This is a genomic window from Pseudomonas sp. Y24-6, assembly GCF_020295325.1.
In the GTDB taxonomy this organism is placed as follows: Bacteria; Pseudomonadota; Gammaproteobacteria; order Pseudomonadales; family Pseudomonadaceae; genus Aquipseudomonas; species Aquipseudomonas gregormendelii.
In genome coordinates this window covers 169,254-195,194 of record NZ_JACBXG010000001.1, presented here as the reverse complement: position 1 = coordinate 195,194, position 25,941 = coordinate 169,254, and the positions used below count along the sequence as shown (strand labels likewise).

The following is a 25,941-nucleotide window of genomic DNA, read 5'->3' as shown; positions in this document are numbered from 1 at the left end:
CCATGCGTTACCGTCAATTAGGCAACAGTGATCTGCAAGTCAGCGTGCTGGGCCTGGGCACCATGACCTGGGGCCACCAGAACAGCGAAAGCGATGCCCACCAGCAGATCGAGCTGGCCCTGGCTGAAGGCATCAATTTCATCGACACCGCCGAGATGTACCCGACACCGACCCAGGCCGACACCTGGCGCACTACCGAGCGCTACATCGGCAGCTGGCTGGCCAGCAGTGGCCGGCGCGGCGACGTGGTGCTGGCGAGTAAAATCGCCGGTCCGGCGCGGGATCCGGCAGGGCAGAACCATATTCGCGATGGCCTCAGCCGGCATGATCGGCGCAACATCGTCGAGGCCCTGGACGGCAGTCTCAAGCGCCTGCACACCGACTACCTGGACCTGTATCAGCTGCACTGGCCCGATCGCAAGACCAACTTTTTCGGCCAGCGTGAATACCCTTACCAGGACGATGCCGAGAGCGTCGCCATCGAGGAAACCCTCACGGTGCTGGCCGAGCAGGTCAAGGCTGGCAAGGTACGGCACATTGGCGTGTCCAACGAAACGCCCTGGGGCGTGGCCGAATTTCTCAAGCACAGCGAGCGCCTGGGGCTGCCGCGCATTGTCAGCGTGCAGAACCCCTACAGCCTGCTTAATCGCCTGTACGAGGGCGGCCTGTCGGAGTTCAGTCATCGCGAGGGCGTCGGCCTGCTGGCGTACTCGCCCCTGGCGTTTGGTGCGCTCACCGGCAAGTACCTGGGGGGCGCACGTCCCGAAGGTTCGCGGCTGTCTTCGGTGTATCGCACCTTCAACCGGTATGACAGTGCCTCGGCGCAGGAAGCCATCGCCGGTTATGTGCAGATCGCCAGACAGCACAACCTGAGCGCTGCGCAACTGGCGCTGGCCTATGTCATCGACAAGCCGTTCGTGGCCAGTGCCTTGACCGGGCAAACCAGCCTGGCGCAGTTGCGCGACAACCTCGGCGCGCTGGACGTCACGCTCAGTGACGAGGTGCGGGCGCAGGTCCAGGCGATCCACCAGCGAATTCCCAATCCCGCGCCATGACCCGAGGCACGCAGACTGACTTGGCTCGACAAAAGGAAAGGTGAATGGCGCAGACACTTGCGACGGTGATTGTGGAACCGGCAGCGGGCGAGGGCGGGTATCGGCCGTTGCGCCTGGCCAGGCTCGGCCAGGTGCGCCCGGGTCTGTGGCTGGCCGGGCTGTTCGTGCTGCTGTTGCTCCTTGCGGCGGCGATTCCGGGGGCGCTGGCGCCGTTCGATCCGCTGGACGCGTCGGCCCGCCTGGCGTTTCAGCCACCCAGCGAGCTGCATTGGCTGGGCACCGATGAAAATGGCCGGGATGTCCTCAGCCGGTTGATTCACGGGGTGCGCTCGTCGTTGTTCATGGGCCTGGCCGCCACCGCGCTGGGCCTGGCCTGGGGCGCGGTACTGGGCCTGGCGTCGGGGCTTGGGCCGCGCTGGCTGGACGCGGCGCTGATGCGCGGCATTGATGTGCTGCTGGCGTTTCCGGACCTGTTGCTGGCCCTGGTGATCATCACGTTTTTCGGCCAGGGCACGGCCAACCTGATCCTCGCGGTGGGCATTGCCGGGGTGCCCCGTTATGCCCGGCTGGTGCGCGCGCAGACGCTCAATGTGCGCCATGCCGGTTATGTCGAAGCGGCGGTGACCCTCGGCCAGTCGCGGCTGGCGGTGGTGCTGCGGCATGTGCTGCCGAATGCGTTCAAGCCGGTGCTGATCCTCGCCACCATTGGCATTGGCGGGACCATTACCGCCGGAGCCGCCCTGAGCTTCCTCGGCTTTGGCGCGCCGCCGCCCGCGCCGGAGTGGGGCGCGATGATGGCGATCGGGCGCAGCTTCCTGGCGAATGCGCCGTGGCTGGTGGCCTGGCCGGCATTGATCATCACCCTCACCGTCGTCTCCATCAGTGCCATCGGCCGCGAACTGCTGCGTCGCAGCGAAGGAAAACCGCTATGAATGCAAACATCCAGGCCCTCGGCCCGCTGGTTGATATCCGCGACCTGACCGTACGATTCGGTCAGGCGCAACCGGTGCTGCATGGCGTGAGCCTGCAACTGCATCGTGGTGAATGCCTGGCGTTGGTGGGCGAATCGGGCTCGGGCAAAAGCGTGACCGCGCGGACCCTGGCCGGGCTCACCGGCCGGGGCGCGCAGGTACATGCTGCCAAACTGGCGTTCCAGGGCATCGACCTGCGGCAGCTGCACGAGCGCGCCTGGCAGCGCTTGCGCGGGGCGAGTATCGGCTTTGTCATGCAGGACGCGCTGGGTGCACTGGACCCGTTGCGTCGGGTGGGCGCCGAGATCGAAGAGCCGCTGCAGCTGCACACGGCATTGGGCCTGGAAGCGCGCCGGCTGCGAGTGCTGGAGCTGCTGCGCGATGTCGGCGTACCCGAGCCGGAGCTGCGCGCCCGCCAATACCCGTGGCAGTTGTCCGGCGGCTTGCGGCAAAGGGCGTTGATTGCCTCGGCCATCGCCTGCAATCCACGGCTGATCATTGCCGACGAGCCCACCACGGCCCTGGACGCCACGGTGCAGGCCCAGGTTATCGCCCTGCTGGAAAGCCTGCGCGGCGCGGACAACGCGCTGTTGATGGTCAGTCACGACCTTTCCGTGGTCTCGCGCCTGGCGGATCGGGTGGCGGTGATGCGCCATGGAGTCATCGTCGAGCAGGGGACTGCCGAGCAGGTGCTGCAGGATCCGCAGCATGGGTACACCCAGTCCCTGCTGCGGGCCGCCAGGGCGGTGCACTTCCAGCCGGCGCGCAGGTTGCTCGCGGTGGTGGAGCCCGAGCTTGAACCCCAGGGCGAGGTGTTGCTTGAAGCTCGCGGCCTGAGCAAATCCTTTATTGGCCCGGACCAGCGTCGGCGTACGGTGCTGGACCAGGTGTCGTTGCAGCTTCGTCGCGGCGAGACCCTAGGCATCGTCGGGGAGTCGGGTTCGGGCAAGACGACCTTGACCCGCCTGATCCTCGGGCTGGAAAGCGCCGACGCGGGCGATGTCTGGATCAACGGGCAGCGCTGGGCGGCACTCGATGCCAGGCAAAAGCGCCAGGCGCGGCGTGCGGTACAGGTGGTGTTCCAGGACCCGCTGAACTCCTTCGATCCACGTTACACCGTGCAGCGCGTATTGTTCGAGGCGCTGGCCGTGGCGGGCCTGCCGCGCCGGGACTGGCGCAAGCGGGCCGTGGAGTTGCTCGATCTGGTTCGCCTCGATGCCAGCCTGTTGGTACGTCGGCCGATTGAGCTGTCCGGCGGACAGCGCCAGCGCATCGCAATCGCCCGGGCGCTGGCGTCGCAACCGCAGATTCTGATCTGCGATGAACCGGTGTCGGCGCTGGACGTGTCGGTGCAGGCGCAGATTCTCGAGCTGCTCGACGACCTCAAGCGGCGCCTGGGACTGGCCTGCCTGTTCATCTCCCATGACTTGGGGGTGATCAATCACGTCAGCGAGCGGGTGCTGGTGATGAAGGACGGCGTGGTGGTCGAGTCCGGCTCGGTGCGCACCGTGTTCGACCGCCCCGCACATGCCTACACCCGGGCACTGATCGACGCGATCCCGACCCTGGAAGCCGAACGCGCGCCTGTGGCGTTCTATCTGCAACTGGCGATTTGAGGCTTGCGATGCGCCCTGATGCACGCCCCAATAATCCCGCATGTACTCAAACTGTAGGAGCGAGCTTGCTCGCGATGATTTCAAGTGCGCCGCGTTTAGCCTGGCGGCACGCGTTATCGTTGACCTCCATCGCGAGCAAGCTCGCTCCTACAGTTTCAGTACATTCGGGATGGTGGGGTCGCCTTCGCAGGCAAGCCAGCTCCCGCAGGGATCGTGTTTATCCAGCCAAGAACCACTGGCCTCTCACCGGGGTTCACCCTCACCGACAGCAACTGTTGGCCCATCAACAGCTGCTGGGCACATTGTTCTTTCTGGCCTTGCTCAGAGGCCCGATTCGCGCCGAAAACCCCCTGTCTACTGCCGAAAAAACCCGGCATGCCTTGTGCAATAGCCCTGTTCCCGGACTATAGGCATCAGGACCCATGCGATTATTTGCCCCTTATTTGCGACCTTACGACCGCCGATCCAGCTTGTCGCTCAAGCATTTGCCCCTCCTTGGATTCGCTGCGATGTGCGGCCTGTTGACGGGTTGCGACCAGGATCAATCCGCTGTTGCCCGCAGCGATCAGCCGGTCAGCGGCGGGACCCTGGTGTACGCCACTGACCGCGAACCCACCTGCCTTGATCCCCATGTGGGCGGGGACATGCCGCAAGTGTTCGTCGCGCAGCAGTACCTCGACTCCCTGGTGTCGATGGATGAAGAAGGCCGCATCGGGCCCTGGCTGGCCAAGCGCTGGGAGGTCTCCGCCGATGGCCTGGCGTACACCTTCCACCTGCGCGATGACGTGCGCTTCACCGACGGCACACCGTTCGATGCGACAGCGGTCAAGGCCAACCTCGATCACATGGCCAACCCGAAGACCCAGTCCAGTACTGCCGGCGGCTACATCCGCCAGTACCGCAGCACCGACGTGGTGGATGCGCACACCGCGGTCGTGCACCTCGCCACACCCTATGCTGCATTCCTGGAGGTGCTGGCCCAAGGGTTTCTCGGTATCCAGTCGCCCACGGCACTGGCGCGGCCGCGTGATGTGAACTGCGAAAGCCCGGTGGGCAGCGGGCCGTTCAAGGTGGTGCGCTGGGACCGCCAGAGCCAGGTCGAGCTGGTACGCAATGCCGATTACAACTGGGCGCCGCCCACCGCCAAGCACCAGGGCCCGGCGTGGCTCGAGCGTATCGTGTGGAAATTCATTCAGGAGCCGTCGGTGCGTTTTGCTTCGCTGCAAGCCGGCGAGGTGGATGTGATCGAGGCGCTGCCGCCCGAATCCCATGAAGCCGCCCGGCGTAATCCCGACCTGGCGCTGATCATCGCCCAGCGTCCGGGCAACCCCACCAATGGCACGCTGAACATCACCCGCGCGCCGTTCAATGACCTGAAAGTACGCGAGGCGTTTGTGCGCAGTGCCGATGTTGAGGGGGCGTTGAAGAGCGTTTACTTCAATGAGTTTCCCCGGGCAGGGGGCCCGCTCAGTTCGGCCACGCGTTTCTACAGCCCGGACTTCCAGCATGCCCAGGATTACCAACCGGCCAGGGCCGCGCGGCTGCTGGACGAAGCCGGCTGGACCACGCGCGATGCCGAGGGCTATCGCACCCGTGACGGCAAGCGCTTGCAGGTGCGTGTGATCATGGGCAACCGCACGCCGCCCTCGGAATACACCCTGTGGGAGCAGGTGCAAGCAACCACGCGCCTGGCCGGCTTCGAGCTGATCGTCGAGCAAATGAGCGACGTGCAGAGCACCAAGCGCCAGGCTGACTGGGATTACGACATCCGTCTGGGCTACTGGAACACCAACACCGCCGACGTGCTGCGGATCATCTTCGGCGCCGATTTCATCAGCCCGGCCGGCGTCGGTGGCTATCACCAGAACACCGCCGGCTACACCGATCCGGTGTTCGAAGGCCTGGTGCAGGGCGCCTTGACCACCCAGGACGCCGAACAGCGCCGGGCGTTGTATTACCAGGCACAGCAGCTGGCTTCCAGTCAGTACCTGCAACTGACCACCTACCCGCAGAGCTCGCGCCTGGGCATCTACAAGACCACCCAGGGCGTGCGCCTGGAGCCTTCCCTGGCAGTGACCTACCTCTATGACGCATGGGTGAACAAATGACGAGTGAAACCCTGGCCACTGAACGGCCCAACCCGCGCCGCGAGCGCCTGGTTCGCCTGGGTCGGCGTGCCCTGTGGCGCCTGCTGGGAGGCGTGCTGGTACTGTGGGCGGTCGCCACGCTGACGTTTTTCGCCCTGCGCCTGATGCCGGGGGACCCGGTGCTGGCGATCCTGGGCGGGCCGAGCGGCAATCCAACCGCAGAAACCATTGCCGAGGCCAAGCGCGAATATGGCCTGGACAAGCCCCTGGCGGTGCAATACGTGCTGTACCTGGGGCGGTTGGTCCAGGGCGACCTGGGCGTGTCCTATTCCCAGCATTTGCCAGTCACCCGGGTGCTCGCCGAGCAGTCATGGCCGACGCTGGAACTGACCATCACTTCGCTGTTGCTGGCCTGGGTGTTGGTGCTGGCACTCACCGTGCTGACGGCGGGACGCCGGCGCTGGGTGTCGAGCCTGGCTTCCCTGGCCGAAACGCTGTCGGCGGCGCTGCCGCATTTCTGGCTGGGGATCCTGTTGCTGGCGGTGTTCGCCTTCGGCCTGCGCCTGTTCCCGCCAGCCGGCAGCGATGGCTGGCGCACGCTGGTGTTGCCGTCGGTGGCGCTGGCCATTCCGCTGGCCGGATTTATCGCCCAGGTCACCCGCGAGTCGCTGGAAATGACCCTGGATCAACCCTTCGTGCTTACCGCCCGCACCCGCGGCCTGAGCGACACGGCAGTGCGTTTCAGGCACGCATTGCGTCACGCGGTGCTGCCCGGCATCTCGTTGTCGGGCTGGGCCATTGGCGCCCTGATCAGCGGCGCGGTGGTCATCGAGGTGATCTTTTCCCGCAAAGGCCTTGGTCGCCAGTTGTACCAGGCAGTGCAGGCTCAGGACCTGCCGCTGACCATCGGCATCAGCCTGGTGGTCGCCGCCGGATACGTCCTGGCCAACATCCTCGTCGACCTGCTGTACCTGTGGGTCGACCCTCGCCAACAGGAGCAGTCGGCATGAGTGAACTCACCCTCGAAGCAGCGCTGCCCGGCACTCGGCTGCAGCGTAGTGCAGGCAAGTGGCGCCTTGGGCCGTTACTGGCTTTCAGCTTTCTCGCCTTCCTGATCATCGCGGCACTGTTGCCGCAGTGGTTCGCCCACAGCGATCCGTTGGCGATCGTGCCGCACGATGCCTTCCATCCGCCCGGCTGGGCGCACTGGTTCGGCACCGATCAATCCGGGCGCGACATCTTTTCCCGGGTGATCCACGGCACCCGGCAGTCGCTGTTCATTGGCCTGGCCGCCACCGCCCTGGCGATGAGCATTGCCATCGTCCTCGGTCTGCTCGGCGGCCTGGGGGGCGCTTACCTGGATCGCGGCGTCGGCTGGTTGCTGGAAATTCTCTTTGCGTTCCCCAGCCTGATCCTTGCGCTGCTGTTCGTGGCGGTGTTCGGCAGCGGCATTGGCCCGCTGATCGTGGCCACCGGGTTGGGCGGGGCGCCTGGCTATGCGCGAATGGTCCGCGGCCAGGTGCTGGCGGTGCGCAATGCCGGGTACATCGAGGCGGCCAAAGCCCTTGGCCATCCACCCCTGCGAATCATCACGCGCCAGCTGCTGCCCAACGCCATGCGCCCGCTGATCGTCACGCTGACCATGGGCGTCGGCCAGGCCATCGTCTGGGCGTCCGCCTTGAGCTTCCTCGGCCTTGGCGCCCGGCCACCGGCGCCGGAGTGGGGGACGATGCTGTCGATGGGCCGCGATTTCATTGCCAATGCCTGGTGGCTGACGTTCTTCCCCGGGCTGTTCATCGTGCTGACCACGCTGTCGACCACGGTCGCTGGCCGTTACCTGCAACAACGCCTGGAGGGCCGTCTGACATGAGTGACAAACATCTGATCGTCGAGGGCCTGTCCATCGAGTTTGCCGGCCAGTCGGTGGTGCGGGATCTGTCGTTCACGTTGGCCCCGGGCAAGACCCTGGCCCTGGTGGGTGAGTCCGGCTCCGGCAAAAGCGTCACCGCCCGCAGCCTGATCGGCCTGGCAGGAGCCGGTGCGCGAGTGAGCGCACGGACCCTGAGTTACGGCGGGCAGGATCTGCTCGGGTTGTCCGAACGCGGCTGGCGCGACTTGCGCGGCAAAGGCATCGGTTTTGTCCTGCAGGACGCGCTGGTGTCGCTGGACCCACTGCGCCCGGTGGGCAAGGAAATTCTCGAGGTGCTCAAGACGCACAACTGGGGTGACCGTCGCAGCCGCGCCGGGCGGGTGATCGAACTGCTGGAAAAAGTCGGTGTGCCCGAACCGCAGCTGCGTGCCCGCCAGCGACCGGATCAGTTGTCCGGCGGCCTGCGTCAGCGCGCCCTGATCGCCAGTGCGCTGGCCCTGAGCCCTGGCCTGGTGATCGCCGACGAGCCGACCACGGCGCTGGATGCCACGGTGCAGGCGCAGATTCTGCAAGTGCTGCAGGAGATCAAGGCGCGCGGCGACTCATTGCTGATCATCAGCCACGACCTGGCCGTGGTCGCGCAGCTGGCCGATGAGGTGCTGGTGCTGCGCCACGGCGAAGTGGTCGAGCAGGGGCCGATGGACCAGGTGCTGCGCCACCCGCGCCATCCCTATACCCGCACCTTGCTCGACGCGGTGCCGGCCGAGCATGCTCGGGGCACGCGGCTGTCGCCGCAGCGCACGGCCGTGGTCGCACCACCCCGGCCGGGCACGGACTCACCCGTGGTGTTGCAAGCCACGCAGTTGGGTAAACGTTACGTGGGGCCTGACCAGCAGTCGCGCCAGGTGGTCGATGGCGTGAGTTTCGAGCTGCGCGCCGGGCGCACCCTGGGCATCGTCGGCGAGTCCGGTTCCGGCAAGACCACCGTGGCCCGCATCGTCCTTGGCCTGCTGGAACCGGATGCCGGCCAGGTGCAATTTCTCGGCCAGCCCTGGTCCGGTGCCGGCACGCAGCGAATCGAAGAACGGCAGCGGCGCCCGCACCGACGGGACATCAGCGTGATCTACCAGGACCCGCTGAGTTCGTTCGACCCGCGCTGGAGCGTCGGGCAAATCCTCGCCGATGCGCTGGATGTCGCCGGCATTGCCACCGCGCAGCACACCGCACGGATCGCAGAATTACTGACCCAGGTGCGCCTGCCCAGGGAGCTGGCCGAGCGGCGCCCCTTGCAGCTGTCGGGCGGCCAGCGCCAGCGCGTGGCCATTGCCCGGGCCATTGCGAGTAACCCGAAAGTGATCATCTGCGACGAGCCGGTCTCGGCACTTGATGTGTCGGTCCAGGCCCAGGTGCTCGACCTGCTGGCAGATCTGCAAGCCTCCCTGGGCCTGGCGTATCTGTTTATCTCCCACGACCTTGGGGTGATCCGGCACGTCAGCGATGAAGTGCTGGTGATGCGCCACGGCAAGGTCGTGGAAAGCGCCTCGGTCGAGACGCTCTTTCACAGCCCGCAGCATGAATACACCCAGCGACTGCTCGGCGCGGTGCCGCGTCTGCCGGGCGCTGGCGTGACCCTGGTCGTGCCGCCACTGGAACCGGAAAACCCGGGGTGGCTGTTCGATGAATCCCGGCTTTGGAAAATCGCCATTTAAGCTCGACTTGAACAAGGAATTGCCATGACTACGTTGACTGCCGTACCCAAGACCCCGGTTGCCTCGGTGGAAGAACTCAATGCCCGGGCGGACGTGTTGCTGCCGCTGATTGCCGCCGGTGCGGCGCAGCGCGAGCGTGAGCGGCAACTGCCTTACGAGGCAGTGGCGCAGATCGCCAAGGCGGGGCTGTTCACCACGCGCATCCCGACCCGTTTTGGCGGCGCCGCAGGCTCGGTCAAGGATGTGATCGGCTTGCTGATGCGCATCGCTTCGGCCGACTCCAATGTCGCCCAGGCATTGCGTCCCGGGTTCGGCTTTATCGAGGGCTTGCTGGCGTCTGGTGCGCAGGGCGCGGAGGACGAGCGCGAACGCTGGTTCGAGCGCTACCTGCAGGGCGCCATGGTGGGTAATGCCGGTTGGGAAGTCGGTGGCGCCAACGGTTCAATCAGCGCGCGGATCGTGCGCGACGGCGAGCACTATCGGGCCACTGGCAGCAAGTACTACAGCACTGGTTCGTTGTATGCCGACTGGGTCAGCGCCGTCGCTCTGGATGAGAACGAGCAGCCGGTGTCGTTCATCCTGCCGCGTGACCGCAAGGGCCTGGAGCTGCTCGATGACTTCGACGCGATGGGCCAGCGCCTGACGGCCAGCGGCACCACTCATCTGCATGATGTGCTGGTGCGCTCGGATGAAATCCGCACCCGCACCGTGGAGGAGGGCAAGCGCACGATCGTCACGCCGTTCCTGCAGTTGTTCCTGGCCGCCGTGCAGGCAGGCATCGCGCGCAATGCGCTGAACGATGCCGTGGCCTTTGCCAACGATCACGCGCGCCCGATCAAGCACAGCAGCGCCTCGCGGTCGGTGGATGATCCTTATGTCGAGCTCAGTGTCGGCGACATCTCGGCCCGTGCGTTCACGGCCGAAGCGGTGGTGCTGCGCGCAGCCGAGGCGATCGATCGGGCCTGGGCCGGCGACCTCGATCCCCAGGCGGTGGACCAGGCGGCCATTGCCGTCGCCCAGGCGCAATACATCGCGGCCGAGTCGGCGCTCAAGGCCGCAGAACTGGTGTTCGACGTTGGCGGCGCTTCCACCACCGGCCGCGCGCACAACCTTGACCGCCATTGGCGCAATGCGCGCACCGTGGCCAATCACAACCCACGGCACTGGAAAGCCGCGGCGGTTGGGGCCTGGCAATTGAAAGGCACGCCACCGCCGACTTCGGGGCTGTTTTAAGCGTAGGGCTGGACTCGCACCATTGAACCGGGCACCGCGTGTGCCCATTTTTGCCTGAAAGCTGCGCGGCCACAGGCGTTATTCAGGAATGCCCTTGGTCATGACTTGGTCCTTTTCATCGCTGGCCCCATCCAATCACCGAAAACTTCACTGGAACGTACAGCACTTGCCGGCGACACCCGGGGCTTTCGTGCGATTTTTCATCGGCAATTTCAAGGGCTGGTACGTGGCGATCCTGCTGCTGCAGATCGCTGCGGTGATCTGCACCCTGTTGATTCCCTGGGGGCTGGGGCAGATTACCCGCACCGTCAGCAATGGCCTGGAAGCCGAGCGCGCTTTCGAAGTGTTGCAGTGGCCGCTGACACTGTTCGGCGCACTGCTGGTGCTGGAAGTGCTGTTTACTCGGGCCGCAGCCGGTTGCCATATCCACGTCCTGCCGTTGCAGCGGCGCACAGTCACCCATGTGGTGTTTGCCTACTTGCAGAAGCACTCGCACCGTTTCATCAGCAACGAATTTGCCGGCGCCCTGGCGCACCGGGTTTCCGAAATCGCCCTGGGGGTCAACCAGACCCTGAGCATCCTGCTGTTCGATCTGATCCCGTTGCTGGTGACCCTGAGCCTGGCCACTGTGCTGTTGTGGACAGCCTCGCCCTTGCTGGCACTGTTCATGGCCGGCTGGTCGCTGCTGTTTATCGCCGTGTGCTACTTGTTGGCCCGGCGCAGCCATCCGCTGGCGCAACAGTACTCCGCGGCGCGCAGCACCAGCTCGGGCAAGGTGGTGGATGCGGTGTCCAACCTGGCTAACATTCGCCTGTTTGCCCGCCACGCTTTCGAGCACAGCTACCTGGGCCGGTTTCTCGACAAGGAAGTGGCGGCGGCCTATCGCTCGCTGGGCTACATGGAAAAGATTCGCTGGTTCCAGACCAGTTGCGGCGTGGTGCTCAAGCTGGGGTTGTTGCTGCTGGCGCTGTACCTGTGGCGCAACCAGCGCATCGACATCGCCGCGTTTGTCATGTCCACCAGCCTGTCGCTGCTGATCATCAGCGACGTCGGCAACCTGTCCCGGCGCTTTCTCGAGTTCTTCGAGGCCACTGGCAACATTGCCAATGGGGTGCGCACGCTGATTCGACCCCATGAAGTGATCGACCGGCCCGGTGCCACGGCGTTGCAGGTCAAGCGTGGGGATATCGAGTTTCGCGACGTCGGCTTCAATTACGGTGCCGACCAGCCGATCTTCCAGCGCCTGAATATTTTCATTCCGGCGGGGCAGAAGGTGGGGCTGGTGGGTGCATCGGGCTCGGGAAAATCCACGCTGCTCAACCTGCTGCTGCGTCTTTACGATGTTCAGCAGGGCGCGGTGCTGATTGATGGCGTCGATGTGCGCGACGCCACGCAACATTCCCTGCACCAGCAAATCGGCCTGATTCCCCAGGAACCCGGGCTGTTCCACCGCAGCATTCGCGAGAACATTCATTACGGGCGCCTGGATGCCTCGATGGAGGAGGTGGCCGAGGCGATTCATCGCGCCGGTGCCAGCGAATTCATCGACAGCATGGAAGACGGTTACGAGTCGCTGGTAGGCGAGCGGGGCGTCAAATTGTCCGGGGGCCAGCGCCAGCGCATCGCCATTGCCCGGGTGCTGCTCAAGAACGCGCCGATCCTGGTGATGGACGAAGCAACCTCGAGCCTCGATTCGATTACCGAGCGCTTTATCCAGGACAAACTGGACGAAATCATGGGCGACAAGACGGTGCTGGTGGTGGCGCATCGGCTGTCGACCGTCGCGCACCTGGACCGCATCCTGGTGTTCGACAAGGGCCGGGTGATCGAGGACGGCAGCCACGACGAATTGCTGAGTCAGGGCGGGCAGTATTTCCGCTTGTGGAGTCGCCAGTTCAGTGCGCAGGCGGATACCGTGCCGGCCTGACTGTCGGGGGCGCAACAGTGCTTGGACAATCTGTGCTGATCGGTCTCGTTGAATGCACGTATTGGCCTGTTTTTGCTGCGTTTTACCCTGGCACGAAGGCTGCAAAGTCCAGCGGCGAGCGCGACTATACGAATAGATGCTCCAACCCATTAACAGGCCAGGGGTATCCATCAATGCGGGAAAAATTTGAAACACGCGCTTGGCGTTCGGACTCGTTAAAGGCGGCGTCCAGCCTGGGAATTGTTTGCATGCTGTTCCAGGGCACTGTCGCTGCAGCGCCGACTGATCCGACGCTCGCGACCGTAGTGGTCAACGGCGCCCAGGCCAGCGAAGTGCAGAAAGCCCAAAGAGAGCTGAAAAAAGTCGCCGGGCAAACGGCGGTGGTGGACAACCGCGAGATCGAGCGCGGCCGGGCGGCCAACGCCGAGGACGTATTGGCGCTGCAACCCGGCGTCTTCGCCCAGGCCACCAGCGGCTCCGGCGCCAACAAGATTTCGATCCGCGGCTCGGGGCTCAACACCTTCTATCAGGGCTACGTGCTGGGGATCAAATTCCTCTACGACGGCCTGCCGCTGACCGGACCTGGCGGCACCCAGGAAGACATGCTCGACATGGCCTCGGTGGATCACACCGAGGTCCTGTACGGCGCCAACGCCTTCAAGTATTCGGCCTTGTCCCTGGGGGGCGCGATCAACTTCGTCAGCAAGACCGGGCGCACCGACCCGGGCAATTACGCGCGCTTCGAAGCCGGCAGTTTTGGTTATCGCAAGCAGCAGTTGAGCACCGGCGGGGTGGTGGACAACAGCGATTACTACGTAAGTGTGTTGCACAACGAGCGCGACGGGTATCAGGACAACACGCCGAACGAAGGGCAGGGCATCGTTGCCAACTTTGGCCATGTATTCAACCCCAAGCTGGAGACCCGCTTCTTCGTGCGTTATCGCGAAGAGACCCTGACCCAGGGCAACACGCTGACCAAGTACCAGCTCAAGCACGACCCCAAAAGCAACAACGTGCCCACCGGCCGGCGCAAGGACGGCTCGACCCTGCTGGGCAGCAAGACCACCTACACCTTCGACGACAACGCCAGGCTGGAAGTGGGCCTGGGCTATAACAACTATCCCTTGTACAACGGCTGGCGCTATTCCGCCACGCCCCAGGACTGGCGCTCAAAGGACATCAGCCTGACCCTGCGCTACCTGCGTACCGGCGATACCTTCCTCGGTCTGCCCAGCGACAGCAGCCTGACCTTCAGCAGTACCCGCGCGTACCTGGCGGATGTCAAATCCCACGCCAGGGGCAGTGGCACACGCCTGCAGGAAACCAACTACACCGGCTCGCGCGACACGGTGTTTTCCCTGGGCAACGAGCTGCAGTTGGGTGAGCGCACCTGGCTCTCCAGCGGCCTTTCGTTTATCGATATCAAGCGCAAGGCGCAAATCGAATACACCACCGGGACCAATACCAGCGAATTTCCCAACGGCGTCGAATACACCGAACACGACATCGCCCCGCGCCTGGGCCTGCGTTATCAGCTGACCCCGGAATTCGAACTGTTTGGCAACGTCAGCCGCTCGATCGATCCGCCGGTCACCTGGCAGCTGGGCAGCACCGGCACTCCCTACATCCGGGACGTGCGGCCACAGAAAGGCAACACGGTGGAATTCGGCATCCGTGGCGGGCACGGAATTTTCGACGGCAGCCTGACGGTCTATCGTTCGTGGATCCAGAAAGAGCTGCTGTCGGTGGTCGTGCGCCAGGCGAGCGCCACCCAGGACCAACTGGTGGCGACGTCCAACGGCAGCAAGACCATTCACCAGGGCCTCGAAGCCGGGCTCAATGCGTTGCTGTGGGAAGGGCGCAATGGCGACTCGGTCACCCTGCGCCAGGCCTACACCTTCAACGACTTCCACTACCGCGACGACGCGACCTTCGGCGACAACCAGCTGCCGAGCCTGCCCCGCCAGGTCTATCAGGCCGAACTGCAGTATCGCCAGGACAGCGGCTTCTACGCCCAACTCAACGCCCGCGCCGCTTCCAGTTACTACGTCGACTTCGCCAATACCCTCAGCGCACCCTCGTACACGGTCTGGGGGGCGAAGGTGGGGTACGAGGCGCCAGGCAAGAAGTGGGAGGTGTTCCTCGACGCGCGCAACCTGACCAATGAGCGTTATGCCACGGCGGCGAATACGGCGTATGACGCCAGGGGCAATGACTCGGCGAATTTCTATCCGGGGGATGCGATCAACGTGACCACGGGGGTGGCGTTTCGGTTTTAGCATGCAAACCCTGCGCATAGCCCGGCCCTTGCAGCGAGCTTGCTCGCTCATCGGTGACGGGCGGTCGTGACCCGGGCACTCATTATTTTTTGACAGCGGCCGATAACTTGCTTTAAGGCGCGGTTGCCTCAACGAATAGCGTGAACCTATGCCCAATGAACTACCTGCTGTCACCTGTGCATCGTCCAACCGCTCAAGCGTAGCGCTGGCCCGTGGCTCGCTGTTCAAGTTTGTCGGCTTGCTGGCGGGGGTGTTTTTCCTGGCCAGCTGCTCGCTCATTTACCTGGCACGTGACCTGGATCGGAACGAAGAAGTCGAAAGTGCCTTCTACACCCGCAAGGCTGTGCAATCGCTGGAAAAGTCCCTGCGCACAACCGTGAAGGACTACGCCTTCTGGGGCGATGCCTACCGGCATTTGCATGTCAAAGTCGATTCCGACTGGGCCTTCGTGCGACAAAACGTCGGGCCGACCCTGTATTCGGATTTCGGCTTCCAGGGTTTGTTTGTCGTTGATGCGGTGGATCACACTGTTTACTCGGTGATCGAAGGTGAACTGCAGTCCGTCGCCGCCAGCGAGTGGTTGCATCAGGCTTTGCCAGGAATTCTTGCCGAGGCCCGAGCGGGCGCTGAGACGGAAACGGCTACGACGACATTCGTCACTATCGCCGGAGTGCCGGCCCTGGTGGCGGCAGCAGCCATCACGCCGGGCACTGATCCGACCGTGGTGCCTGATGGCAGGCCACCGTCGGTGTTGATCTTCGTGGATGTTTTTACCGATGCCAAACTGGCGAAGATGGGCGAAGAGTTCGGCATCAATCAACTACGAGTCGCGACCCCGGACGACGCGACTTCGGTTTTTGCGTTAGGCGACGACGGTTCGGCGGGCAGCCTGCATTGGCGTCCTTCTAGCCCTGGCGTGCGTTTGCTGGGCGTGGGTTTGCCATTGATCGGCCTGGCGGCGCTGCTGGTGTGCCTGATGACCTGGGCCATCCTGCGGCGCACCACCGCTGGTGCACGGGTGCTGGATGCCAGTTTTGCGACGCTCAAAAGCAGCCAGGATGCACTCGCCACCAGCGAAGCGCGGTTTCGCGACGTTGTCGAGGCCAGCTCGGACTGGGTGTGGGAAATAGACACGGGCGGGCGTTTCACCTATTTGTCGGATCGCTTTGATGCAGTGACCGGCCTCTCTGGAAGCACCTGGATCGGTGAATCCATCAATGCCCTGCTCAGCACGGAATTAGGGACGCTGACCCAGTGGCTGAGCATCCCGAATCGCCGCCCGGACATCAGCATCCTGTGCTATTTCGCCGATAGCCAGGGGCGCCAGCGTATCACCCGTCTGTCTGCTCGGGACATGGCGGGCATGGGCTTTCGCGGTACGGCCACGGACGTCACCGAGGAGGTCGAAGCCCGCCGCCGTATCGAATTCCTTTCCCAGCACGACGCCTTGACCGGGTTACCCAACAGGACACGCCTGCAAGAGTTCCTCGACGGCAAGCTCAAGGCCGTGCCGACGGCGGAGCAACCGCTGGTGATGCTCAGCCTGGACCTGGATCGATTCAAACCGGTGAATGACTTGCTCGGGCACGCGGCAGGTGACTGTGTGCTCAATGAAGTATCGAGCCGGCTGGCAGACTGCATACGCAACGGGGACCTGGTGGCTCGGGTGGGCGGTGACGAGTTCGTGCTGATTCTCACCGATGTCAGTTCCCAGGAGGAAGTGGAAGCACTCTGTCAGCGCCTTATCGAATCCATCGAGGGGCCGGTGGTGGTGGGCGATCAGGAGGTGTTCGTCAGTGCCAGCATCGGCATCGCCATGGCGCCAAACGATGCATGCGAGGCGGCCGAACTGCTGCGCTATGCCGATATCGCGCTGTATGAGGCCAAGGCCGCAGGCCGCAATACCTGGCGCTTTTACGCAGGCGAAATGAACACCAGGATCATCGAGCGCAGGCGCCTGGAAAACGACCTGCGGTTCGCGATCAAGCACGGCGAACTGAAACTGCATTTTCAACCACGCTATCGGATCGCCGACGGGCAGATGGTGGGTGCGGAGGCGCTGGTGCGCTGGCAGCATCCCGAGCGTGGGCTGGTACCCCCGGATGTCTTTATTCCCATTGCCGAGGAGTCGGGGTTGATTCTGTCCTTGAGCAACTGGGTGCTCGACACCGCCTGCCATTGCGCGGTCCTGTGGCCGGAGCATTTGTTCGTATCAGTCAACCTGTCGTCTACCGAGTTCAAGCGCGGCAATCTGGTGGAGCGCATTCAGAAGGCACTCAAGGATTCCGGTATAGACCCGGGTCGGGTAGAACTGGAAATTACCGAAAGTGTGATGCTTGAAGATGCTTCTGGCGCACTGGAAGTGATGCGCACGCTCAAGCGCCTGGGCGTGCGGATTTCCATGGACGATTTCGGTACCGGGTATTCCTCGCTGAGTTACTTGCGGGCATTCCCGTTCGACGGTCTCAAAATTGACCGCAGCTTTTTGAACCGGCTGGATGAAAGTGAGGATGACAAGGCCATTATCCGCGCGATCGTTGGCTTGGGGCGCGCACTGTCGCTGACGGTCACTGCGGAGGGCATTGAAACTGCCGAGCACCTTAAACTGCTCAAGGCGGTGTCATGCGATGAAGGACAGGGGTATTACCTGAGTCGACCGCTGGATCTTGATGCTTTCAATGAGCTGGTGTGCGTCAGCGAGGGTTCGGTGTGACGGGCAGACGTTGCCGCCACGCCGTGTTCAGCGGGTCCAGACCTTGACGTAGTCGATGCGGAACGTGGAGGGCAGATCGGCGTCATCCACTACGCCGAACCAGTCCCACATCGCCTCGCTGTCGAACACAATCTGCATCGGGAAGAACCAGTGCGTGTTCTTCGCCTCCCGAACCAGCACCCCATCGACGTACCAGCGCAGGGTGTCCGGGCGCCAGTCGAAACCGTAGACGTGAAAGGTGTCCGCCAGCCGCCACGGCGCAGTCCAGGTGCTGCCTTCGCTCAGGTGTGCGTCGCTTTGTGGTGTGGCCCAGACATGAGCATTCATGTTGTACATGACGTCGAATTTGCCGTTGGAGGTCTTGCCACCGATCTCGAAGATATCGATTTCGGTCGCGTTTTCCGGCAGTCCGGTCCAGGCCAGCCAGAACGCACTGGAGCCCGCCGAGTTCATGGGTTTGGCTCGGGTTTCGTAATAGCCATAGAGCCGGCGTTCGATGGTGCGCACCATCGCCGAACTGTAGTCCTTGTAGCCCAGGCGCACGTACTTTTCGGGCAACGTCTGCTTGCGAAACGAGATGTTCAGATTGCCATTGCCGACCTTGGCATTCTCTGGCAGAAACAGCGCCGGTTTGCGTCCGAGCGAGTCAGTGCCCGTCGCGTCGTTGACGTGCCAACGGTTGGCGTCGATGGCGTTGCCGTTGAAGTCGTCGGACAGACGCGCATCCAGCACCCATTGCCCAGCATTCGCCTGGTCGGATAACGGCAGGTTGACGTTGGTTCGAGCGGGCGTCGGGCCTAGCGAGCCGGTGCGGGTCCAGGCGCTGGAGGAGGCTGGCAGCGTCAGCGCCCATTTTTCGGTGAGGTAATCCGCCACCTGCTGACGTTCTGCCTGAGAGGCGAGCAACCGATCGTAGACCAGCACTTCGGCAATATCACCGCGCAGGATTTCCGAGGTGCCCACCACGTTGCGCGCCACGGCGAACGGGCCAATGGGAACGTTCGTGGTTTCCAGGAACGCCACTGTCGGCGCATAGGCCCCGGTCTGCTGGACGCTGAGGCCGAAGTTAGGCGCCACATTGTCGTTGTCGACCGGTTGCGGGCGGGAGCTGAACAAACGCTGCCAGGCCTTTCCACCGGCCTGGTCCGGCAAGCGACGAGAGACCACAAACACCGTTACCGGTCCTTTGGCGGTGCGGATTGCCCTGCCGGTGAACGCCGATGCACCGTTGAACCGCAGCACAGAGTGTCCATTGATGGCATTCTCCACGCGCAAGGGCAGCGAGGCGGCGGCCGGATCATCGAGGCTCACATCATGGGTTTGCCCGGATTTGTCCTGCCAGCGAGACACCCGATTCTGTGCATCAAGGCTCATGTGCGCCGGATCGGCGCCATCGAGCCACAGAACCAGGCCCTCGGTGACAGGCAGGTCGGAAGCCGCCTGCACACCGGAGCTTGATATGAGCCACAACATTGTCAGCACGCATTGCCTGAACATGAAGAAGTCCTTCCCTGAATCAGTCAGCCGTTATTTGATGGCGTATGCCAGGATCGGCGTGGGTTGAGGCTGATAGCCCTGCGGATTGTTCGATTGCCAGCGCCAACTGTCCGCGAGCATTTGTCCCAGATTGCGTTGTGCACTCCAGCCCAGGTCGCGGCTGGCCTTGCTCGCATCGGCCCAGCACTGCGCCACATCACCGGCACGCCGGGGTGCGAAGCGGTACGGGATGCTGATCCCGGTGACGTCTTCGAAGCTGCGGATCAGTTGCAGCACGCTGTAGCCGATGCCGGTGCCAAGGTTCCAGATGTGAATGCCGTGGTCTCCGTGCAGTCGCCCAAGGGCCTTGAGGTGACCTTCGGCCAGGTCGACGACGTGGATGTAATCGCGCACACAGGTGCCGTCGATGGTCGGGTAATCGTTGCCGTAAACCATCAGTTCACCGATCCGCCCTGTCGCCACCTGAGTGAGGCAGGGCAATAGGTTATTCGGCACACCGTTGGGGGCCTCGCCGATCATTCCGCTTTCATGAGCACCAATGGGGTTGAAGTAACGCAGCAGGGCAATGTTCCAGCGTGGATCGGAGCACGTCAGGTCGGTCAGCAACTCTTCGGTCATCAACTTCGAGCGGCCATAGGGATTGGCCGGTTTGCCGGTGCCCAGGTCTTCGCCGATGGGCGTGCACCTCGGTTCCCCGTAGACAGTCGCTGAGGAACTGAACACCAGGTTGAACACTTGCGCCCGCGCCATCGCCTGGCAGAGCGTGAGGGTGCCTGCGACGTTGTTGGCATAATAGTCCATGGGGTTACGCACGCTTTGCGCCACTGCTTTGAGTCCGGCGAAATGCACCACAGCCGCGATGTCGTAGTCGCTGAAAATTTCGTCGAGCAGCCGCGAATCGAGGATGTCTCCTTCGATGAATTCGATTCGCGTGCCGCTCAGTGACTCCAGTCGGGTGATCGATTCGACACTGCTGTTGCTCAGGTTATCCAGCACCAGCACCCGGTGGCCGGCTTCCACCAGTTTCAACGCGGTATGGGAGCCGATGTAACCAGCACCCCCGGTAATGAGCGTAGTTTTGCGCATGACGATGTACTCCAGAGAGACAACGGCGATCACCGAGTGGTGAACACCAACTTGAATTCATGCGGCCAGCGCGGGTGCAAGACGCTGTAGGCCAAGGCGTATGTCAGCCCGCCGGCGAGGATATCGGCGATCAGGTGCAGGTAGCCCGACAACCCCGAATGGCGCGACACCCAAGACACGACGGCGACCATCACCAGCGTGGCGATCACGCTGCGGTAGGCGGATTCAAAGAACGTGCGCCAGCCATAACCGATCGCCGTGTTCAGTCCGATTACCTGCAACGGGGTAATCGCGACCATGCGGATCAGCAGCGCGACTGCCGCCGACATGCCGCCATATACGGGCCCGAGGACATACACCAGTGCCAGCGCCAGCAGGGTGGTTAGCACTTCAGCCTTGAGCGTCAGGCAGGTACGATTCACTGCCACCAGCGCCGTCGTTGCATACAACGCCAGATTGCCCAGCGCGGCGGTGCAGGCCAGCACTTGCAGGAGCCCGATGGCGTCAGCCCATTTGGCACCGAAGATCAGCAGGATGATGTCTTCGGCGGTCAGCGCGATGCCTACAAACAATGGCGTCAGCACAAAGCCGCTGATGGCCGTTGTGTCACCGATGAGCCCGACCAGTCGTGACGGTTCGGCGCTGCGCCGCGCGAAGGCTGGCAGCGCATAGCTCATCAGCCCGTTGTAGATGGCGGATCGTGGCAGGTCGATGATGCGCATCGCCAGGTTGAACATACCAACTGCGTGCGCGCCCGCGGTGATGCCCAACACCAGATTCACCCCGCGTTGCAGGGTTTGCGAACTCATGACGTTGATCGCCACCGGCGCCCCTGTGCGCAGTAGGTCAATCAACAGCGGCCCGTCGATGGCGAAGGGAATGCGCCGCCGATCTGCGCGCATCAATACGACAACCGACACCAGATCCATGATCAGCGCCTGGGCTATCACCGCCCACGGGCCGAACCCCAGCAGCGCAACGATAATGCCGGCACCGCCTCCGGCGACTTTGCCCAGCAGAGTGCGTGAGGCGAGCAGCTTGAAATTGCCTCTGCGGCGCATCTGCGCGACGTAGACCCGCGCCATCATGGTGAACAGGATCTTCACCGACGCGATGGCCGCCATCCACTGCAGCGCTGGCGATGGCGTGTAAAACATCGCACCCAGAGAGATCACCAGGATCGACGCCAGACTGATCAGCACTGAAAACCAGAACGCGGTGCTGATGTGTCTGTCTTCCAGGCGTTCGAGCCTGACCAGCGGGTCCTCCAGCACCGACGAGTAGAGAATGCCGACCACTTCGACAATGGCAATGATGATGGTGCCGATGCCCAGCTCGGTCGGAGTGAGTAAATGGGCATACACGACAAAGGTGATCATCGACAGGAAAATCAGGCCGAATTTCTCGGTGAAGATCCAGATCAAGGTCGCCAGGCGCTGGTTAGCCATAGAGGGATCTCTGATTCAAGCCGTCCTGCGCATCGTCTTCGCCAAGGCGTAGACGTAGCGCAGGGTCGGTTTGCCGCGGGAGAAAATCAGCGTTTGCCACGAGTGCTGCAGCATGTTGCGGAACACATTGATCACATGCGCGTGGTCACCGCGCCGGGACGAGGCACAAAGAAAATCGGCGTGGTTTGCAAGCACGAAATCAATGCGCTGCTGCTTGCTCATGTGTGCGCCGTAGCGGGCAAGATAGAGCTCGATAAACTGGACTTTGTAGGGGTAGTACTTGCGCGGTTGGGCGGTGATGTTGCCGCTGTTGACGCCGCGTCGCAGCAAGAGTTCGGGCACCGTGTGGATCTCCCACTGCTCGGCGATCCTCGTCCACAGCAACCGGTCCTCGGCATAGCGCAGGGCCTGATTAAATCCGTCCAGCGCGACGATCACTTCGCGCAACACCAGCACGCCGGACGTTCCGTTGATCACGTTTTCGCGCATGAAATCGGCAAAATGATCGCCGCCCTTGCGCCGGTCCTCCAACTGTCGGGTGCCGTCGCTGAACTCGCTGATCTGGTAGCAATCGATCAGCCCGACCTGACGTCCTTCGCGCGTGAGTTGCTCGTACAGCGCAAGTTGTTTTTGCAATTTTTCCGGGTGCCATTGGTCGTCGGCATCGAGAAACGCGATAAACGTCTCTGTGGCGCTGAACACACCTTGATTGCGTGCGGCGGCCGGGCCTTGATTGGCCTGCTGCAGGAGGACCAGTGCAAACGGCGCGGCGTAATCCCTGACGATTTGCGGGCCTTGGTCGCTGGAGCCATCGTCGATGACGATCACCTTGTCCGGCCGTCGGGTTTGCTGGCCCAGGGAGTCGAGCGCCGCCCCGATGCTGGCGGCAGCGTTGTACATCGGGATGATGACGCACACCGATCCTGACGTTGAGGGAGAACTGTTCAACATGATTTGTACTCCTTGGGCATCGCGCGCTTGCGCGGGACGGCTTGGGCATTCGAGCGCACGAGCGGCGCGGGGCGTTTAACGCTGTGATGGCGGAAAGAGAGTGCGAGGACGCAGAACACCAGGAACTCGGCCGAGCGATAGTTGGGGATCACGTAGGCCACGTAGTTGGTGACCGCGAACAACCCGATGATCACCAAAGCGCAGGCGTGATAACGCGCTGACTGGTCGGCAGTAATCGCCCGGTAATGCTTGGTCAGCACTTCGGCGAACAGCAGGATCAGTGCGATCAGCTGAATCAGTCCGCCATTGAGCAAGGTCTCGACATAGCCGCTGTGGGCGTTGCCGATGTAGCCCCAACGGTTGATGAACCCGGTTGCATCAGGACTGCTCCAGAATGTGCCGAAGCCGTAGCCCTTGAGGAATCGATCATCGATCAGTGGCCCGAGCAGCTCCCAGATCAGGGTGCGGTCGGTGAGCGACGGGTCACGGCCGACGAGCTCCAGCAGCAGTGCGTAATTGCCGTACAGAAACAGGCAGATCAGGCCATACATCACGGTCGCGGCGAAGAACGCCGTCAGTGAACGGTTGATGCGCAACCGGATCAACGTGAGGAAATACCAGTAGCTCGCGGTGCCGGCCACGATCAGCGCGATCCCGGTGGCGGACTGCGCCAGCCCGATGGCGACCAGGCAAAACGCAGCGTACACAATGGCCAACGGGTTGCGTTGGCGGATCATCGGCAGGAGTAAGAGAATGGCAATGGCGTTGATCCGGGCGCCGGCGTTCTTTTCCGGAAAAATACCCTTGAACGCGCCGTCGCGAATGCCACCGCTGATAAAGGCGAGGTCGGGCCGGATCACCGCGAAAATAAGGCCCATGAGCGCCGCTGCGCCAATCACGCAGCCGAGCATGAAGGAGATTCTTTCCAGGCTGTAGTGATAGGCGATAAAGCCTGCAAAGAACACGACGCTGATCATCGCAACGAAGCGTTTCAAGCTCAGGGTAGCGTCGTCGGATGAGCTGATTGAAACCGCTACGCAGAACAGGAATGCCAGCAGAAAAGCGTTTTGTCGGTAGAAACTTTTGCTGAGGAACACCTTGTTGCGGATAAAGAAGAAGAGTGGAACCAACAGTGTGATCAAACCGCAGACCTGATTGGCGACGTTACCTTCGAGGTCTTTTTGCGCGTCGTCGAGACTGGCTGCGCTACCCATCCCGAGAAAGAACGTGATGATCTGGAAGTAGAACAGCACGCCGAACAGGGCAAAGGCGTCACGCAACGTGGAATAGCGCACGGGAAGTCGGTTCATGGCGATGGACTCCGGAGCAACGCCGTCAGGTAGGTGTTAACCGCGCGACCACTGACGAAGCGCGCGGCGGCATCGATGCGCCGTTGTCGATTGAGGTCTCGGGGCAGGGCCATCTCCAGGCTGATGGCCTGCGCCAGCGCCGAGGGATCGTCGACATTGACCAGTGGCGCGACGCTGCCCTGCGCGAGAATCTCTTGTGGTCCGTAAGGGCAGCGCGTCGATACCACTGGGGTCCCGGTGGAGAGCGCCTCGACCAGCGCATTCGGGCTGCCCTCGAAGCGTGACGACAGGACGAAACAATCCGCTGCCCCAATCTGCGCCAGCGCATCGTTGGCATAACCCGGCAGATCGACACGCTCGGCGATCCCGAGAGCAGTGGCTTGCGCCAATAATTCGGCCCTCAGCGAACCTTCGCCAAAAATGATCAGCCGGGTGTTGTGATCCGGCAGTCGGGCGAAGGCATCAAGCAATGTATCAAAGCCTTTTTGCCGGGCCAGCCTTCCCACTGCGACGATCACCGGAATGGTTTTGCCCACCAGCCAGGGGTGTGTCGCGGGCCCCGGTGGCCGGTCGCGAAAGTCATTGTCGAGCACGGGATTGTCAGCGGTGGTCACGTCGCGCGTACGGGCCAGAGTCGTATCGACCAGATCCTGGGCCACACCCTGTGACACGCAGATCACCGGGTTCGGAATCAACCGGTAGAGCAGCGGGGCACACAGGTACGCGAGCCGGACGTGCAGCGCCGGATTGACGTGTTTGTCACGAGAAAACGCGTTGCGCTCGCTGACGTGTAACCGCGCCAAAGTGCCCGACAGCACGGCGGCGACGATGGCAATCACGTTGACGTGGGTGAGGGCGGCCAGTTGCGCATCGAAGCGATTGCGCCGCAAAAATCGAGTCAGCGCCGGGACAGCGGCGACGCTCCGTGGGCTGTGCAGCGACACTTGTTTGACTCGCGGATCGAGTCCCGCCAGGTTCACTCCTCCACCCGTGAGCATCAGCAGGGTCACATCGTTGCCAGCCTCGACCAGGGCCCCGGCCAGGCGCGCCATCATTTTTTCGGCCCCGCCCGCGCTGAGGTCCTGGAGAATAATCAACAGTTTTTTCATTGACTCCACACCTGATAGTAAGCCTGCGCCGCGTGGTGGCTGGTGAAGGGACGTACCGCGTCGGCGACCGCTTCCCCGGCGATGGACCTATCGGTCTTCAGGCTTTGCAGCATTGCCTGAGCCAGCGCCGGCACATCGTTGACCCGTACCAGTTGCCCGACGCGACCGTCGTCGAGCAATTCACGTGGGCCGGTGGGGCAATCGGTGGCCAGCACCGGCGTGCCGAGGGCAAGGGCTTCGACCAGCACGGTCGGCATACCTTCATGCAGCGAACTCAGAATCAGCAGGCGCGCTTGGCGGATCAGCGGATAAGGATTGGGCAAGTAGCCGGTGAAATGGACCTGGCGCGAAATGCCCAGCCGTCGTGCCTGTTCTTCCAGTTCGCCGCGCAGCGGGCCGTCCCCTGCAATGACCAGATAAGGCAGCGTGGCCTGACCCGCTGCCAGCGCATAAGCCTCCAGCATCAAGTGAAAGCCCTTCAATTCCACCAACCGACCGACGCCCAGCCAGAACCGCGCGGGTACATCAGCGGGTAGCGGTGCTTGCGCGGCGCTGAGCAACTGCTCGGTAACCACCGCATTCGGGCAGTAACGAATCCGCCGGCGACCCCAGGGCATCAGACTCGTAAGCGCCTGGCGCAGACCGAGCGAGACCGCTACCACTCTGCCGCTGCCACACAGGTACAGCGCGTACAACAGGCGCAGGCTGCGGACCCCGGTGTGTTGCTCGGAGCAATCCAGTGCGGTGTGCCGGGTGTAGATGACCTTGCAGGGCGTACCAAGCGTGGCGAACCAGGTACAGAGATTGGCTTGCTCTTTGGCGCCGATCAGGTGCGTCACTTTTTCGCGCAGAATCAACTGGCGCAGCAACACCACCGAGCGCAGCAGGCCGGTGAAACCACTGCCACCGCCGGCAATCGTCGGCACGTCGTCGTTGTCCGGTCGTTCGCCGTTCATGACGAAGAAACTGACGCGTCGGCCGTCTTTGAGAAATTGTGCGGCCAGCCGTTGCTGCACGCGCTCGACGCCACCACCGGTCTTGAAATCTTTGAGCGTGAAGAGAATATGCATGGTCATTCCC

At 63.0% G+C, this 25,941-nt stretch carries 18 protein-coding genes; 11 read left to right on the top strand and 7 right to left on the bottom strand.

Features of this window, described 5'->3' with window-relative positions; translation table 11 throughout:
* The first annotated feature begins 2 nt into the window (after positions 1-2).
* The 11 genes from HYI44_RS00845 (at position 3) to HYI44_RS00795 (ending at position 17,460) form a co-directional block, all read left to right on the top strand.
* Complete coding sequence (locus HYI44_RS00845) at positions 3-1,055, top strand: NADP(H)-dependent aldo-keto reductase (RefSeq protein ID WP_225568515.1); 1,053 nt, start codon at positions 3-5, stop codon at positions 1,053-1,055.
* Between the two features lie 44 nt (positions 1,056-1,099).
* On the top strand, positions 1,100-1,987 hold the full coding sequence (locus HYI44_RS00840) for an ABC transporter permease (protein WP_225568514.1): 888 nt from the start codon (positions 1,100-1,102) through the stop codon (positions 1,985-1,987).
* Positions 1,984-3,642: a dipeptide ABC transporter ATP-binding protein gene (locus HYI44_RS00835; protein ID WP_225568513.1), complete on the top strand. Its 1,659-nt coding sequence runs from the start codon at positions 1,984-1,986 to the stop codon at positions 3,640-3,642. The genes HYI44_RS00840 and HYI44_RS00835 overlap by 4 nt, the downstream gene beginning before the upstream one ends.
* 509 nt (positions 3,643-4,151) lie before the next feature.
* Positions 4,152-5,750 carry an ABC transporter substrate-binding protein gene (locus tag HYI44_RS00830; RefSeq protein ID WP_225568512.1) on the top strand — a complete coding sequence of 533 codons (1,599 nt, stop codon included), beginning with the start codon at positions 4,152-4,154 and terminating at the stop codon, positions 5,748-5,750.
* Complete coding sequence (locus tag HYI44_RS00825) at positions 5,747-6,739, top strand: ABC transporter permease (protein WP_225568511.1); 993 nt, start codon at positions 5,747-5,749, stop codon at positions 6,737-6,739. The genes HYI44_RS00830 and HYI44_RS00825 overlap by 4 nt, the downstream gene beginning before the upstream one ends.
* Complete coding sequence (locus HYI44_RS00820) at positions 6,736-7,599, top strand: ABC transporter permease (RefSeq protein WP_225568510.1); 864 nt, start codon at positions 6,736-6,738, stop codon at positions 7,597-7,599. Before HYI44_RS00825 ends, HYI44_RS00820 begins: the two co-directional genes overlap by 4 nt.
* Entirely contained in the window at positions 7,596-9,308 is a 1,713-nt protein-coding gene (locus tag HYI44_RS00815; protein WP_122839533.1) for a dipeptide ABC transporter ATP-binding protein, read from the top strand. The genes HYI44_RS00820 and HYI44_RS00815 overlap by 4 nt, the downstream gene beginning before the upstream one ends.
* A gap of 24 nt (positions 9,309-9,332) precedes the next feature.
* A complete protein-coding gene (locus HYI44_RS00810; RefSeq protein WP_225568509.1) occupies positions 9,333-10,541 on the top strand; it encodes an acyl-CoA dehydrogenase family protein in 1,209 nt (402 codons plus the stop codon).
* A 100-nt stretch (positions 10,542-10,641) separates the two neighbouring features.
* A complete protein-coding gene (locus tag HYI44_RS00805; protein WP_225568508.1) occupies positions 10,642-12,468 on the top strand; it encodes an ABC transporter ATP-binding protein in 1,827 nt (608 codons plus the stop codon).
* A gap of 173 nt (positions 12,469-12,641) precedes the next feature.
* Positions 12,642-14,747, top strand: a complete 2,106-nt coding sequence (locus tag HYI44_RS00800; protein WP_318653920.1) for a TonB-dependent receptor family protein — start codon at positions 12,642-12,644, stop codon at positions 14,745-14,747.
* 148 nt (positions 14,748-14,895) lie between these two features.
* Positions 14,896-17,460, top strand: coding sequence for an EAL domain-containing protein (locus HYI44_RS00795; protein WP_225568506.1), 2,565 nt, complete (start codon positions 14,896-14,898; stop codon positions 17,458-17,460).
* A gap of 27 nt (positions 17,461-17,487) precedes the next feature.
* Here HYI44_RS00795 and HYI44_RS00790 read toward each other — a convergent pair whose 3' ends face one another.
* From HYI44_RS00790 to HYI44_RS00760, 7 genes are read right to left on the bottom strand one after another with little or no spacing between them, the layout of a single operon-like run.
* Positions 17,488-18,957 (bottom strand): family 16 glycosylhydrolase, encoded by a 1,470-nt coding sequence (locus HYI44_RS00790; protein ID WP_225568505.1) that lies wholly within the window; start codon positions 18,955-18,957, stop codon positions 17,488-17,490.
* 30 nt (positions 18,958-18,987) lie between these two features.
* On the bottom strand, positions 18,988-20,043 hold the full coding sequence (gene galE / locus HYI44_RS00785; protein WP_225568504.1) for a UDP-glucose 4-epimerase GalE: 1,056 nt from the start codon (positions 20,041-20,043) through the stop codon (positions 18,988-18,990).
* Between the two features lie 29 nt (positions 20,044-20,072).
* Positions 20,073-21,491, bottom strand: coding sequence for an oligosaccharide flippase family protein (locus HYI44_RS00780; RefSeq protein WP_225568503.1), 1,419 nt, complete (start codon positions 21,489-21,491; stop codon positions 20,073-20,075).
* Positions 21,492-21,506: 15 nt separating this feature from the next.
* Entirely contained in the window at positions 21,507-22,442 is a 936-nt protein-coding gene (locus tag HYI44_RS00775) for a glycosyltransferase family 2 protein (protein WP_225568502.1), read from the bottom strand.
* A complete protein-coding gene (locus HYI44_RS00770; RefSeq protein ID WP_225568501.1) occupies positions 22,436-23,752 on the bottom strand; it encodes an O-antigen ligase family protein in 1,317 nt (438 codons plus the stop codon). The genes HYI44_RS00775 and HYI44_RS00770 overlap by 7 nt, the downstream gene beginning before the upstream one ends.
* The gene (locus HYI44_RS00765) at positions 23,749-24,861 is read right to left on the bottom strand and encodes a glycosyltransferase (protein WP_225568500.1); all 1,113 of its coding nucleotides are present in this window, start codon (positions 24,859-24,861) and stop codon (positions 23,749-23,751) included. Before HYI44_RS00765 ends, HYI44_RS00770 begins: the two co-directional genes overlap by 4 nt.
* Positions 24,858-25,931, bottom strand: coding sequence for a glycosyltransferase (locus HYI44_RS00760; protein ID WP_225568499.1), 1,074 nt, complete (start codon positions 25,929-25,931; stop codon positions 24,858-24,860). The genes HYI44_RS00765 and HYI44_RS00760 overlap by 4 nt, the downstream gene beginning before the upstream one ends.
* Positions 25,932-25,941 lie beyond the last annotated feature (10 nt).